Raw genomic sequence first — 14,505 nt, 5'->3', positions numbered from 1 at the left:
CATCTCGCGGGTGCTGGTCGCCAATCGGGGGGAGATCGCGCGGCGGGTGTTCCGCACGTGCCGCGACCTCGGCATCCGGACGGTCGCCGTGTACTCGGACGCCGATGGGTCCGCGCCGTTCGTCGGCGAGGCGGACGTCGCGGTCCGGCTGCCCGGCAACGCGCCGTCCGACACGTACCTGCGAGGTGACCTCGTCGTCGCGGCGGCGCTCGCGGCGGGCGCCGACGCCGTCCACCCCGGCTACGGCTTCCTGTCCGAGAACGCGCAGTTCGCGCGCGACGTCGAGGCGGCCGGCCTGGTCTGGATCGGCCCGACGCCGTCCGCGATCGAGGCGATGGGCGACAAGATCCGCGCCAAGGAGCTGATGGTCGACGCCGGCGTGCCCCAGCTCGGCCGCCTGGAGCCGGACGCGATCACGGCCGCCGAGCTGCCGGTGCTGGTGAAGGCGTCCGCCGGTGGAGGTGGCCGCGGCATGCGCGTCGTCCGGGACCTCGACGACCTCGAGCGCACGATCGAGCAGGCGTCCGCCGAGGCCGCCTCGGCGTTCGGCGACCCGACGGTCTTCGTCGAGCACTACCTCGAGTCCGCCCGCCACGTCGAGGTGCAGGTCATGGCCGACACCCACGGGACGGTCTGGGTCGTGGGCGACCGCGACTGCTCGATCCAGCGGCGCCACCAGAAGGTCGTCGAGGAGGCGCCCGCGCCGGGCCTGTCCGAGACCGTCCGCGCGACCCTGCACGACGCGGCACGGGCGGCGGCCAGAGCCGTCGACTACGTCGGAGCCGGCACGGTGGAGTTCATGGTCTCCGGCACCGGGTCGGACGAGGGCAGGGCGTTCTTCCTCGAGATGAACACCCGCCTGCAGGTCGAGCACCCCGTCACCGAGGAGGTCTTCGGCCTCGACCTCGTCGCCCTGCAGATCGCCGTCGCCGAGGGTCGCCCGCTGGTCGGCGACGTGCCGCCGCCGTCCGGGCACGCCGTCGAGGTGCGCCTCTACGCCGAGGACCCCGCGGACTCGTGGCAGCCGCAGACCGGCACCCTGCGGACGTTCGACGTCCCCGCGGGCCCGGGCGTCCGGGTCGACTCCGGTGTCGAGGCCGGATCGGAGGTGGGCATCCACTACGACGCGATGATCGCGAAGATCGTCGCCCACGGACCCGACCGGCTCACGGCCGTCCGGAGGCTCGGCGACGTCCTGCGACGCTCGCGGGTGCACGGGCTGACGACCAACCTGACCTTCCTGCGGGCGATCCTGGCCGACGAGTCGTTCGAGGCGGCAGACCTGCGCACGACGCTGCTCGACGACCGGCTCGAGGCGTGGACGGCGCCGGCGACGGACGAGCAGGTGCTGCACCGCTGCGCCTGGGCGGCCGCGCTGGCGGAGGCGACCGCCGCCGCGTCCGGCGCGAAGGTCCTGACGCGCATCGCGCCGGCCTATCGCAACGTGCCGTCGGCGCCGCGGGTGCGCGAGTACGCCGTGGGGGACGACGTCCTCACGGTGGCGTACGAGAACCGCGGCGGCCGGCTCGCGATCGTCACGGACGCCACCGTGACCGTCCTCGACGCCACGCCGACACGGGTCGTGCTCGACGTCGACGGCGTCACCGAGACCTACGACGTCGCGGTCGCCGCCGGGTCGGTCGACGTCGACGGGCCCCACGGCTCGCTCGACCTCGTGCCGGTGCCGCGGTTCGTCGACCCGTCGGACGTCGTCGCCGAGGGATCGCTCCTCGCCCCGATGCCGGCCGCCGTGGTCGAGGTCGCCGTGACCGACGGCCAGACGGTCTCCGCGGGCGACGTCGTCGTCGTCCTCGAGGCCATGAAGATGCAGCACACCATCACCGCGCCGACCGACGGCGTCGTGACCCAGCTGTCGGTGACGGCGGGCTCGCAGGTCGAGTCCGGTGCCGTCCTGGCCGTCATCGAAGGAGAGAACGCATGACCGTCGCATTCACCGAGTCCGAGGAGCGCCTCGCGCTGCGCAGGTCCGTCGCCGCCCTCGGCGCCAAGTACGGCCGCAGCTACTTCGAGGAGGCCGCACGCGACGGGCGCAAGACCACCGAGCTGTGGGCCGAGGCGGGCCGCAACGGGTTCCTCGGGGTCTCGATCCCCGAGGAGTACGGCGGAGGGGGTGGCGACATCGGCGACCTCGCCGCGGTCTGCGAGGAGCTCGCGGCGGCCGGCAGCCCCCTGCTGCTGATGGTCGTCTCGCCGGCGATCGTCGGCACGATCATCGCCCAGTTCGGCAGCGACGAGCAGAAGAAGTCGCTGCTGCCGGGGCTCGCCGACGGCACGTCGACGTTCGCCTTCTCGATCACCGAGCCCGACGCCGGCTCCAACTCGCACAACATCATCACGACGGCGTACCGCGAGGGCGACGGCTGGCGCCTGACCGGCACCAAGACGTACATCTCGGGCGTCGACGAGGCCAGCCACGTGCTGGTCGTGGCGCGCTCGGAGGACGCGCGCACCGGCACGCTCAAGCCGGCGCTGTTCCTCGTGCCCACCGACTCCGCGGGGTTCACGTACCAGGAGATCGACATGGGCATCGTGTCGCCGGAGAAGCAGTTCACGCTGTTCTTCGACGACGTCCTGGTGCCCGCCGAGGCGCTGATCGGCGGGGAGGGCGCCGGCATCGAGCAGCTGTTCGCGGGGCTCAACCCCGAGCGCATCATGGCGGCGTCGTTCGCGCTCGGCACGGCGCGGCTCGCCCTCGCGAAGGCGTCCGAGTACGCCAAGGAGCGCACGGTCTGGAAGGCCCCGATCGGTGCCCACCAGGCGATCGCGCACCCCCTCGCGCAGACGCACATCGAGATCGAGATGGCCCGGCTCATGACGCAGAAGGCCGCCGCGCTGTACGCGGCGGGCGACGTCATGCGGGCGGCGGAGGCCGCCAACATGGCCAAGTACGCCGCCGGCGAGGCGGTGTGCAACGCGGTCGACCGGGCGATCCAGACGCACGGCGGCAACGGCCTGGCCACCGAGTACGGTCTCGTGCAGATGCTGGCGGGGTCACGCCTGTCGCGCATCGCCCCGGTGAGCCGCGAGATGGCGCTGAACTTCGTGGCCCAGTTCAGCCTCGGCCTGCCCAAGTCCTACTAGGAGCCACCATGACCGAGCTCGTCCACCTCGACGTCGCCGACGACGTCGCGACCATCACGCTCGACAGCGAGCGCAACCGCAACGCGCTGAGCCGTCAGCTGGTGTCCGAGCTGATGGCGCACCTCGCGGCGGCGGACGCCGACGAGTCGGCCCGCGCCGTGCTCGTCCGGTCGTCCGGCACGGTGTTCTGCTCGGGTGCCGACCTGTCCGAGGCCGCCGAGGGGGGCATGGTCGAGGGCGCGAGGGCGCTCATCGCCCTGCAGCGCCGGATCGCGACGCTGGGCAAGCCCGTCGTGGTCGAGCTGGCCGGCGCGGTGCGCGCGGGCGGCCTCGGCGTCGTGGGGGCCGCCGACATCGTCGTCGCGGCCGAGTCGGTGACGTTCGCGCTCACCGAGGTGCGGCTCGCGCTGGCACCCGCGGTGATCTCGCTCAGCCTGCTGCCCCGCCTGACGTCGCGCGCCGCCTCCGACCTCTTCCTCACGGCGCGGACGTTCGACGCCACCGAGGCCGTCCACCACGGCCTGGTCACCCGGGCCGTGCCCGACACCGAGCTGCAGGCCGAGGTGGCGCGATCGCTCGCCGACGTCGTGAAGGGCTACCCGCAGGGCCTGCGCGAGACCAAGACGCTGCTCAACCACGACCTCGTGGCCCGCATCGACGCGCTGGGCGACGACCTCGCCGCCCTCTCGGGCGAGCTGTTCGGCAGCGACGAGGCCCGCGCGGCCATGACGGCGTTCCTGCGGCGCAGGAGGTAGACGGGATCTCGCATTCGGCCGCGCGGTGACGGCGTGTCCGGTGAGGGTCGGGGGCTCTCTTCCCCCTTCTCTTGCCCATGGAGATCTCGTGCTGTCACGCTTCCCCCGCCGCTCGGCGCTCGTCTCGGTGCTCGCCGGCGTCGCGCTGGTCTGCGGCCCCCTGTCGTCCGCGCCCGCGCAGGCCGCCGACCTCTCCGTCACGGGCGTCGTCGTCGACACCGCCGGTCGGCCGGTGGCCGACGCCAGCATCGCGGTGTGGGTCAAGGACGAGGACGAGGGCGCGTTCGTGCCCGACGTCGTCGGTACCGAGACGGATGCTCGCGGTCGTTACGCCCTCGACCTCGAGCCGGGGACGTACCGGTTCGGCGTCTTCGCCGACGAGCGGTACGTGTCGGAGTACTACAACGACGCCACGCGGCTGAAGCACGCCACGTCGGTCGTGGTGTCCGACGCGCCGGTCCGGCTCGACACCGTGGAGCTCGAGCTGCTGCCGACGGTCGAGGGGTCCGTCCGCACGCCGTCGGGTGCTCCCGTGCCGTACTCCTACGTCATCGCCGTCACGGGCGATGCCGAGACCGGGTGGGACAGCGAGTACTTCGCCGAGGTCGAGGCCGACGGCACCTACTCGATGCCGGTCGCGCCGGGGACGTACCGGATCGGGTTCTTCGACGAGGACGACGACTACCGCGCGGAGTTCTGGGACGACGCCCCGTCGATCGCCGGCGCCAAGGACGTCGTCGTCGACGCCCGGGGCGTCACCGGCATCGACGCCGTGCTCACACCGGCGCCCGTCACCCCGCCGACCTACCGGACGATCCAGAACTTCTCGAAGCCGCGCGCCGAGGGGTACCCGGCGGTCGACACCGTCATGACGTCGGTCGACGGCACGTGGTCGTACTACCCGGCGGTCTTCTCCCGCCAGTGGCTGCGCAACGGGACGCCGATCCCCGGCGCCACGGATGCCCGCTACCGGGTCACGGCCGCCGACCTCGGCGCCTCGCTCTCGGTGCAGGTCACGGCGTACGCGCCGTCGATGAACTCCGCGTCGGTCACGAGCGACCCGGTCGGGCCGATCCGCTGGCACACCAAGATCGACGCGACGTCGCGTCCCGGGCGCAAGAAGGCCACCGTCACGGTCAAGGTCACCTCGCAGGGACCCGTGCCGAGCACCGGCACCGTGCAGCTGCGCCTGCGCGGCAAGATCGTCAGGACCGCCGCGGTCCGCAACGGCCGCGCCGTCTTCCGGTTCTCGAAGCTGCCGAAGACCAAGGTGCGCTACGACGCGTACTTCTTCGGCGACGAGAGCGTCTACGGCGCCCGCGACGCGGTGTGGGTCACGTTCAAGAAGCCGTCCAGGAAGTAGGACGTTCCGCGGCCGGGTGGCCGCGCCGCCGCGGTGCTGGGCGCGGAGCTGGATCGTGGGTTAGCGTCAGGTCGTCTGCGCACGACCACGTCACCCTCACCCAGGAGCTCGAGCCATGAAGATCACTCCCCTCCGCCGGGCCGGGGCGCTCGTGGCGACCCTCGCCCTCGCGGCCGGCACCCTCGGCGCCACGAGCACGTCGGCGAGCGCGGGCACGACCGGCGTCGTGACCGGCACGGTGCTCGACCCGAGTGGTGCTCCGGTGGCGAGGACGACCGTGACGTTCGGCAGCGCGTCGACCGTCACGACCAACGACAACGGCGCCTTCGCCGTGTCGCTCCCGGCGGGCACGTACCAGGTCCAGGCCCAGGACGAGTGCCGGGTGCTGCAGGGCGCCGCCCCCCTCAGCGTCACCGTGGTCGCCGACGCGCAGCAGAACATCACGCCCCAGTTCACGACGAAGCAGGACCCGCAACCGACCCGGGTGTGCCCCCGGGTGCTGCCGAGGATCGTCGGGACCCCGCAGCTCGACGTCCCGCTGACGGCGACGTCGGGCGTGTGGGCGCAGCCCATCTCGTCGATCACCTACCAGTGGTTCGTCGGTGTGTCGCGCGTCCCCGGCGCGACGGGCCCCACCTACGTCCCGACCATCGCCGACATCGGCAAGGCGGTCTACGTCGACATCGTGGCCTCCAGCGATGGGGTGGCGTCCTACTACACCCCCGCCTTCCCCGACGGCGGTGCCGTTCGGGCCGGTGCCTTCTCGTTCAGCGCGACCCCGGCGGTCAGCGGCCTGCCGATCATCGGCCGCACCCTGTCGGCGTCGCCCGGCGCGCTCACGCCCGGCGCCGCCGTGAGCTACCAGTGGTTCCGTGACGGCCGTGCGATCTCGGGCAGGACCGCCCGCACGTACCGCGTCGCCAAGGCCGACTACAAGAAGCGGATCACGGCCACGATCACGTACAGCCGTCCCGGCTACACCACGGTCGCGGGTCAGGCCGGTCCCTCGTACCGCGCCAAGCGGAAGGGCAAGGTCTCCGCGCGCACCAGCGTCCGCAAGCGCACCGTGACGATCAAGGTCGCGGTGTCGCCGAAGGCGTCGAAGAGGTCGAAGGGCAAGATCATCGTGCTCGAGAACGGCCGGACGCTGAAGCGGGCCTCGGTCAGGGCCGGCACGTCCTCGATCAAGGTCACGGGCCTGAAGCGGGGCCGGCACCGGCTGACGATCGTCTTCGACGGCTCGAAGAACCTCGGCACCACCGCCAAGACGGTCCGCGTCCGGGGCTAGCAGACGGGCGTCCGGACGATGGCCGCGTGCACGTCGGGCGGTGGCACCGTACGGTCGGAGCACACACGCCGACGAGGGGACGACATGCGGCACGTATTGAGAGTGCTCGCGCTGCTGCTGGTGGCGCTGGTCGTCGCGCCGTTGGCCGGGGCCGGTTCGGCGGGTGCGGCGACTGACGACCGGCCGGTCGTGCGGGTCGGCACCGAGGGCACCTACCCGCCCTTCTCGTTCCACGACTCCGACACCGACGACCTGACGGGCTACGACGTCGAGGTCATCAAGGCCGTCGCCGAGAAGGCCGGCTGGCGGCTGCAGTTCGTCGAGACGACGTTCGACGCGATCTTCGCGGCCCTCGACGCCGACCGCATCGACGTCGTCGCCAACCAGGTCACCGACAACCCCGAGCGGCAGGCCCGCTACGGGCTGTCGGACACGTACACGTACTCGCGCGGCGTCATCGTGGTCAAGAAGGGCACGACGGGCATCACGTCGCTCGCGGACCTCGAGGGCAAGACCACCGCGCAGTCGCTGACCACGAACTACGCCGAGCTGGCGCGCGAGGCCGGCGCGAAGGTCGAGGGCGTCGAGGGGTTCGCCCAGGCGGCCGCGCTGGTCGTGCAGGGCCGCGTCGACGCGCTGATCAACGACAACCTCGCGGCGCTCGACTACCTCAACACCACCGGGTCGGACGCGATCGAGATCACCGGCGACGCAGGCGACGAGGTCAGCCAGCAGAAGCTCGCGTTCCGCAAGGACGACACGGCCCTGCTGCAGCAGGCGAACGAGGCGCTCGCGGCGCTCAAGGCCGACGGCACGCTGGCGAAGATCTCCGAGAAGTACTTCAAGATCGACGTCAGCACCGAGAACAGCGGCGAGGCCGACCTGTCGGGCGGGCGCGCGGTCCGCAGCGACGCCGACATCGTCAAGGACGCCGCCTGGCCGATGCTCCAGAAGCTGTTGATCGCGACGATCCCGATCACGGTCGTCAGCTTCGCGCTCGGCCTGGTGCTGGCGGTCGCGGCAGCGCTCGCGAACATCTCCGGCAGCCGGGTGCTGCGCGGCATCGCCCGCACCTACATCTCGATCATCCGCGGCACGCCGCTGCTGGTGCAGCTGTTCATCGTCTTCTACGGCCTGCCCGAGATCGGCATCGACCTGCCGCCGTGGCCGTCGGCGATCCTCGCCCTGAGCCTCAACGTCGGCGGCTACGCCGCCGAGATCGTCCGGTCGGCGATCCTCTCGGTGCCGAAGGGGCAGTTCGAGGCGGCCGCGACGATCGGCATGGGCTACTGGCAGAGCCTGCGGCGCATCGTCTTCCCGCAGGCGGCCCGCACGGCCGTCCCGCCGTTGTCGAACACCCTGATCTCGCTGCTGAAGGACACGTCGCTGCTGTCGGTCGTCCTCGTGACGGAGCTGTTCCGACAGGCCCAGATCGCGGCGTCGGCCGCTCAGGTGTTCTTCCCGCTCTACCTCCTGGCCGCCCTCTACTACTGGGTCGTCTGCGCCGCGCTCGCGGCTGGGCAGGGCAGGATCGAGACCCGACTGAACAGGTTCGTGGCACGATGACCGATCCCACCGCACCCCTTGTCGACGTCCGCGGCCTCGCCAAGGCCTTCGGCGACAACCACGTGCTGCGAGGCGTCGACTTCGCGGTCGACCGCGGCACCACGACGGTGCTGCTCGGCCCGTCGGGCTCGGGCAAGACGACGGTGCTGCGCTCCCTCAACGTGCTCGAGACGCCCGACGCCGGTGTCGTCCGCATCGGTGACGTCGAGGTCGACTTCGGCGCGCTGCCGCAGCGACGCAGGGACGTCCGCGAGCGGACGGCACGTCTGCGGGCGCAGAGCGGCATGGTCTTCCAGTCGCACAACCTGTTCCCGCACAAGACCGTCCTCGAGAACGTGATCGAGGGTCCCGTCCAGGTGCAGGGGCGGCCGAACGACGAGGCCGTCGCCGACGCGCGCGAGCTGCTCGAGCAGGTGGGGCTGGCCGAGAAGGCCGACCAGCACCCCTTCGAGCTGTCCGGCGGTCAGCAGCAGCGCGTGGGCATCGCGCGGGCCCTGGCCCTGCGGCCCAAGGTCGTGCTGTTCGACGAGCCGACGTCGGCGCTCGACCCCGAGCTGGTCGGCGAGGTGCTGGCCGTCATCAAGGACCTCGCGACGCAGGGGTGGACGACGGTCATCGTGACGCACGAGATCCGCTTCGCCGAGCAGGTCGCCGACCAGGTGCTGTTCCTCGACGAGGGCGTCATCGTCGAGCGCGGCTCCAGCGCGCAGGTCATCGGCGACCCGACGCAGGAGCGCACCCGGCAGTTCCTGCAGCGCATCCTCGACCCGGGTTGATCCCCGGACGTCAGAGGTACGGCGTGCTCCTGCCCGGGTAGGTGCAGGACGCCTTGGGGTTGCCGAGCACGAGGCGGGCGACGGGCTCGCCCGACGCGACATCGGCCGGCGGGACCGACACGACGACCGGCAGGTTCGGGTCGAGGCTCTCCGACAGCCCGCGGGACGGCTCCCAGTAGCCCCCGCCACGCTGCAGCGTCTCGCGGGCCAGCACCCGCGCTCCCTGCGACACCGTGACGGTGCCGCTGGCGGCGCGCGACGACTGCGACACGGCGAGCTTCATGTTGAAGCGCCAGCAGTTGTATCCCGCGATGCCGAAGACGGCGCTGCCACCGCTCGAGATCGCGTACGACAGCGACCAGCGGGCGGTGGCGTCGCGCCCGTTGCCCGTCTGCTCCTTGTCGGAGCGGACGACGAGCGGAGCCGACGGGTCGGGGTTGCTGGCCGCGGCGTCGTGGAACCGGTCCAGGAGAGGCCACTCGTACGCGTGCGCCGTGACCGTGCGCGTCGTCGTCCTGCGGCCGTTGCCGGCGGACTTGACGATCTCGACCCGGTACGTGCCGCCCTCGGACGGCGCGAACCGCTTCGAGAAGCGTCCCTTGCGGTCGAGCCGGGCGGTGCCGAGGGAGCGGCGGACCTGGGCGCGGGTGTGGACGTTCGTGACGTAGATGCGGACCTTCTTGCCCGCGAGGCGCGACGAGCCGGCCTTCACCCGTCCCTTGACCAGCGTCGTGCGGTTGCCGCCCGTGGACGAGTCGAGGTCCATCTTGCGGTTGTCGATCGACGCCGCGATCGAGAACGACCGCGAGCGGGCGGCCCCGGCAGGGCTGAGCAGGGCGCTCGACACCACGACGGCGATGAGCAGGACCAGGACTTTTCGCACGGCAGGCACTCTCCACGACAGGACTAAGGTCCTCGTAGACTACGGCGCCCGCCGGCGCGCGGCACGATTTCCGGCGAGATCGCCCGTCAGCGCACCGCGGCGGACTTCGCCGGGTAGGTGCACGCGGCCTTGGGGTTGCCGAGCACCATCGTCGTGCCGGTGGCGGTCACGACGACCGGGTCGTTGGCGCGCATCCGCTTGGTCTCGGTCTTGGTGGGCTCGACGAACCGGTCGCCGCGGCTGAGGCTGCCGGCCTTGATGGTGCGGCCGCCCTGGCTCACGCGGTACGAGCCCGATCCGCCGGTGCGGTCCGAGACGCCGATCTTGAAGTTGATGCGGAAGCACGCGTAGCCCTGCGTGGCGAAGGTGGCCGACGACCCGGCGGGGATCTCGTAGGCCGTCGACCAGTACCCGCCGCCGGCCGACGTGGCCTTGTCGGGACGGGTCACACCGGCACCGCCGGCGAAGAATCGGGCGAGATTGGTGAACCGGTACACGTAGACCTTGGTGACGTCCTGCCCGGCGCGCTTGCCCTGGCCGGCCCGCTTGACGACCTTGACGCGGTACAGGCCGCCGTCCTTCGGCTTCCACTTCTTGGCGAAGCGCCCGGACGACGACAGGCGGTCCGAGCCGATGTAACGGTAGCTCTGGTTGCGGGCGCTGGTGTTGCTCGCGTAGAGGTAGACCTTCTGACCCTTGACCTTGCCGCCGCGCACCGTGCCCTTGATGACGGTGCTGCGGTTGCTGCCGTCGTGCGAGGTCAGGTCGAGCTTGTTGTCGCTGCTGCTGGCCGAGACGCGGTACGACGACGCGGCCTCGGCGGCGGTCATCGGTGCGGCGACCAGAGCCGCGGTGGCGATGGCGATCAGGATCTTGCGCATGTGTCCCCCATAGGTCGAAAGTCCTGTCTCGACGGTACGTCGCCGGCGCCGGGTCGGCCAGCCGACCTGTGATCCGGGCGACGTCCGCGGAGCGAGCATCCGCCTGCGCCGCGATTCCGCCACGCCATAGAATGGTGCGTTCTCCAGCAGTGAAGGAGTGGGGTGAGCTCACACAACGCGGAACAGCGCGAGATCGAGGCCGAGCAGGCATATGTCGACACGGTCTACGAACGACTCGACGCATCCGCCAAGGTCGCCCAGTCCCTCGTGGTCGAGGGCATGGCCCGTGGCCACGTCGGCAACGAGGGCGGTCTCGTCGAGCGCGACGCCATGGTGTTCCAGGCGCAGCGGCGGCTGTCGGCCCTGAACGCGGCGCACGACGGGCTGGTGTTCGGTCGCCTCTCGATGATCGACGGCCAGTCGCGCTACATCGGACGCATCGGCGTGCGCGACGCCGATCGCGAGATCCTCCTGATCGACTGGCGCGCCCCCGCGGCCGCGACGTTCTACCAGGCGACGGCGCAGGAGCCCGCCGGAGTCGTCCGACGCCGTGTGCTGCGGTGCGCCAACGACACCGTGATCGGTGTCGAGGACGACCTGCTCGACGGCGACAACGCGCCCGACGACATGGTCGTCGTCGGTGAGGGCGCGCTGCTCGCGAGCCTGACCCGGGCGCGCGACACGACGATGCACTCGGTCGTCGCGACGATCCAGAAGGAGCAGGACGAGGCGATCCGCGCCCCCAGCCGTGGCGCCACGACGATCGGCGGCGGTCCGGGCACGGGCAAGACCGTCGTCGCGCTGCACCGCGCGGCCTACCTGCTCTACACCGATCGCCGGCGGTTCGAGTCCGGCGGCGTGCTGGTCGTCGGACCGTCCAACGTCTTCATGAACTACATCGAGCGGGTCCTGCCGAGCCTCGGCGAGACCAGCGTGACCCTGCGGTCGCTCGGCGAGGTCGTCGACGGCATCCGCGCGGGTCGGCACGACGAGTCGGTCGCGGCGGCGGCCAAGGGCTCGTCGCGCATGGTCGGGTTCCTGGCCAAGGCCGCGGCGGCGCCGATGCCGGGCACCCCGACGGAGTTCCGCTACTTCTTCAAGGACGACGTCCTGCGCCTCGACGCGGCACAGCTCGACAGGCTGCGTCGCCAGCTGCTGTCCAACGCCAAGCGCAACCGGGCCTACGCCCAGGCGCCGGCGGTGCTGGTCGAGGCGCTGTGGCGTCAGGTGCGGGGCGAGCGCGCCCTCGAGAAGGGCCGCGAGGACTTCGTCGAGATCGTCACGACCGACGACCGCTTCGTCGACTTCGTCGAGCAGTGGTGGCCGCCGGTCGAGCCCGTCGAGATCTGGCGGACCCTCCCCGACGTCATCGACCGCCTGTCGCAGGGCACGTTCAGCCGGGTCGAGGTCGCAGCGCTGAAGGCGTCGTGGGCCGCGGGCGAGCCGAGCATCCAGGACGTCCCCCTCGTCGACGAGCTGCGCTACGTCATCGGCGAGCTGCCCGAGGTCTCGGACGACGACGACGACGCCCCCAAGCAGCTCATGAGCTTCGAGCGGCGCGAGCGCGACGAGCGCGTCGACCGGTTCCGCTCGACGCAGAGCATCGAGGACGACGGGTTCGCCCACGTGCTGGTCGACGAGGCGCAGGATCTCTCGCCGATGCAGTGGCGCATGCTCGGCCGCCGCGGCCGTCACGCCAGCTGGACGATCGTGGGCGACGAGGCCCAGTCGTCGTGGCCGCACCCGCGCGAGTCGGCGGCGGCCCGCAAGGCGGCGCTCGACGGCAAGCCCGAGCACGCGTTCCGGCTGTCGACCAACTACCGCAACTCCGCCGAGATCTACGAGCTCGCCGCCAAGGTCGCCGCGATCGGCGTCCCCGACCCCGACCTCGCCGACGCGGTGCGCCGCACGGGCGAGGAGCCCCAGCACCTCGTGGTCGACGGCCCCGCGCTGGTCGAGGCCGTGAGCCGCAGCGCCCGCGACGTCCTCGGCCGGGTCGAGGGCACCGTCGCGGTCGTCGCACCGCGCAGCTCGCTCGAGGGGCTGCGCGCCGATCTCGCGACGCTCGTCGCCGAGCACCCCGACCGGCTCAAGGTGCTCGACGGGCTCGACACCAAGGGCCTGGAGTTCGACGGCGTCGTCGTCGTCGAGCCCGACGGCATCACCGACGAGTCGAGCGCGGGCTGGCGGACGCTGTACGTCGTGCTGACCCGCGCCACGCAGCTGCTCACGACGGTCGGCACGACGGAGCGCTGGAGGCAGCGCATCTCGTGAGGACGCTCGTCAAGATCGTCGGCGTCCTCGCCGTCGTGCTCGTGGTCGCCGCCCCCACGGCGTGGACCCTCTTCCTGCAGAGCGACCGGTACCTCGTGCTGGGGGCGCACGAGGCGACCGTCCGTCCGGCCACGGACGGGCACGCGACGCTCGACTTCGGCGCCCTCCTGCCCCAGGTCAGGGTGCCGGTCGACGTCCCCGGCGACCTCGGCGTGTCGATCGACCTGGGCGACAGCCAGGGCGCGGGGCTCGAGGAGATGCTCGCGCGCGACGCCGTGATCGCCAGCCAGCCCGACGGCGAGATCCGCGCCGTGCGCGCCGCGATGGTCTCGATGGCGACGTCCGCGGCCCTGCGGGGGCTCGGCGTCGGCCTGCTGGTGGGGACCGCGACGGTCCTGGCCTGGGTCGCCGTCGGGTCCCGTCGTCGCGACGAGCTCGGGTCGCGCCTGACGCGTCCGGCCCGCTCGCAGGTGCTGATCGCCTCGGCGACGGCGCTGGTCGTGGTGGGGTCGCTGGTGCTCGTCATCGTGCCGGGCGACGACGGCCAGCCGACGCGGCGGTGGGTGTCGCTGACCGAGGCCTTCCCCGAGCTGCCCGCCGACAACGCCGGGCTGAAGACGATCCAGCTCGCGGAGGGGTCGGCCACGAGCTCGAGCCGGGCACTCGTCGAGGGTGCCCTCTACCTGTACCGCGACTCCGTCAGCTTCTACGAGGCGCTCGACGAGAGGGCGCAGCAGGCCGTGGTGCGCACGCCCGAGGAGGGGCAGACCACCGCGCTCGTCGTCACCGACCGCCACGACAACATCGGCATGGACCCCGTGGTCCGGACGATCGCCGACCGGGCGCAGGCCCGTCTGCTGATCGACCTCGGCGACGACACGGGTCAGGGCGCGTCGTGGGAGTCGTTCAGCATCAACTCGCTGGCCCGGGAGTTCGAGGGCTTCGACACCGTCGCGGTCGCCGGCAACCACGACACCGACTCCGTGGCCGAGCAGATGGCCGACAAGGGCTTCACGGTGCTCGACGGCGAGCCCGTCGAGGTCGGTGGGGTGCGCTTCCTCGGTGCCAGCGATCCCCGGGGCACGAAGCTCACGGGCTACACCGAGGACGCCGAGACCCGCAACGGTGGTCTGGCCGAGCAGGACACCGCCCTGCGCGACGCGGCGTGCGCGGCCGACGAGGCCGGCGAGCGCGTCGGCGTGCTGGCCGTCCACTCGTGGTCGTCGGGCAGCGAGGTCGCGGCCAGCGGGTGCGTCGACCTCGTCCTGACCGGCCACCTGCACTACCAGGTGGGTCCGAAGGCGATCGACGGGCCGGGTTTGACGACCACGACCCGACTGACCACGGGTTCGACGGGCGGTGCGGTGCTGCCGATCGCGCTCGGCAGCAGCCTGCGGCGCCAGGCGCAGGTGTCGATCGTGACGTTCGACGCCGACGGCGTGCCCGTGGGGCTCCAGGTCGTGTCGTTCAACCCGTCCAAGACGATCGACGTCGGCGACTACACGACGCTCCCGCTGCCGTCCGCCGGTGCCGAGCAGGCCGCGCCCGATCCGGTCGAGGACCCCAGCGCCGACGAGACGGCCCAGCCCGAGCAGCTCCCCACCACCCCCTGACGGG

11 protein-coding genes are annotated in these 14,505 nt (G+C 71.9%); 9 read left to right on the top strand and 2 right to left on the bottom strand.

Annotated elements, in window-relative coordinates; genetic code table 11:
* Nucleotides 1–10: 10 nt before the first annotated feature.
* From ASD10_RS01930 to ASD10_RS01900, 7 genes are all read left to right on the top strand, one after another.
* Nucleotides 11–1,942 (top strand): biotin carboxylase N-terminal domain-containing protein, encoded by a 1,932-nt coding sequence (locus ASD10_RS01930; RefSeq protein WP_082555964.1) that lies wholly within the window; start codon nt 11–13, stop codon nt 1,940–1,942.
* Nucleotides 1,939–3,102, top strand: a complete 1,164-nt coding sequence (locus ASD10_RS01925; RefSeq protein WP_056603819.1) for an acyl-CoA dehydrogenase family protein — start codon at nt 1,939–1,941, stop codon at nt 3,100–3,102. Before ASD10_RS01930 ends, ASD10_RS01925 begins: the two co-directional genes overlap by 4 nt.
* A gap of 8 nt (nt 3,103–3,110) precedes the next feature.
* Nucleotides 3,111–3,857 (top strand): enoyl-CoA hydratase-related protein, encoded by a 747-nt coding sequence (locus ASD10_RS01920; protein WP_056603816.1) that lies wholly within the window; start codon nt 3,111–3,113, stop codon nt 3,855–3,857.
* Between the two features lie 88 nt (nt 3,858–3,945).
* Complete coding sequence (locus ASD10_RS01915) at nt 3,946–5,220, top strand: carboxypeptidase regulatory-like domain-containing protein (RefSeq protein WP_056603813.1); 1,275 nt, start codon at nt 3,946–3,948, stop codon at nt 5,218–5,220.
* Nucleotides 5,221–5,335: 115 nt separating this feature from the next.
* The gene (locus ASD10_RS01910; protein ID WP_056603810.1) at nt 5,336–6,508 is read left to right on the top strand and encodes a carboxypeptidase regulatory-like domain-containing protein; all 1,173 of its coding nucleotides are present in this window, start codon (nt 5,336–5,338) and stop codon (nt 6,506–6,508) included.
* Between the two features lie 84 nt (nt 6,509–6,592).
* Nucleotides 6,593–8,074 carry an ABC transporter substrate-binding protein/permease gene (locus ASD10_RS18205; RefSeq protein WP_082555962.1) on the top strand — a complete coding sequence of 494 codons (1,482 nt, stop codon included), beginning with the start codon at nt 6,593–6,595 and terminating at the stop codon, nt 8,072–8,074.
* Nucleotides 8,071–8,850, top strand: a complete 780-nt coding sequence (locus tag ASD10_RS01900) for an amino acid ABC transporter ATP-binding protein (RefSeq protein ID WP_056603807.1) — start codon at nt 8,071–8,073, stop codon at nt 8,848–8,850. The genes ASD10_RS18205 and ASD10_RS01900 overlap by 4 nt, the downstream gene beginning before the upstream one ends.
* Nucleotides 8,851–8,860: 10 nt before the next feature.
* Here ASD10_RS01900 and ASD10_RS01895 read toward each other — a convergent pair whose 3' ends face one another.
* On the bottom strand, nt 8,861–9,733 hold the full coding sequence (locus tag ASD10_RS01895) for a hypothetical protein (RefSeq protein WP_056603804.1): 873 nt from the start codon (nt 9,731–9,733) through the stop codon (nt 8,861–8,863).
* Between the two features lie 86 nt (nt 9,734–9,819).
* A complete protein-coding gene (locus tag ASD10_RS01890; RefSeq protein ID WP_056603801.1) occupies nt 9,820–10,614 on the bottom strand; it encodes a hypothetical protein in 795 nt (264 codons plus the stop codon).
* A 162-nt stretch (nt 10,615–10,776) separates the two neighbouring features.
* On the opposite strand from ASD10_RS01890, the gene ASD10_RS01885 reads away from it, so the two are divergent.
* Both ASD10_RS01885 and ASD10_RS01880 read left to right on the top strand, forming a co-directional pair.
* Nucleotides 10,777–12,888, top strand: a complete 2,112-nt coding sequence (locus ASD10_RS01885; RefSeq protein WP_056603798.1) for a UvrD-helicase domain-containing protein — start codon at nt 10,777–10,779, stop codon at nt 12,886–12,888.
* Complete coding sequence (locus ASD10_RS01880; RefSeq protein WP_056603796.1) at nt 12,885–14,501, top strand: metallophosphoesterase; 1,617 nt, start codon at nt 12,885–12,887, stop codon at nt 14,499–14,501. The genes ASD10_RS01885 and ASD10_RS01880 overlap by 4 nt, the downstream gene beginning before the upstream one ends.
* Nucleotides 14,502–14,505: the final 4 nt, after the last annotated feature.

This window comes from Aeromicrobium sp. Root472D3 (genome assembly GCF_001426485.1).
GTDB lineage: Bacteria > Actinomycetota > Actinomycetes > Propionibacteriales > Nocardioidaceae > Aeromicrobium.
Note: the sequence above shows the minus strand (reverse complement) of the source record. Positions and strands in the feature narration are given on the sequence as shown.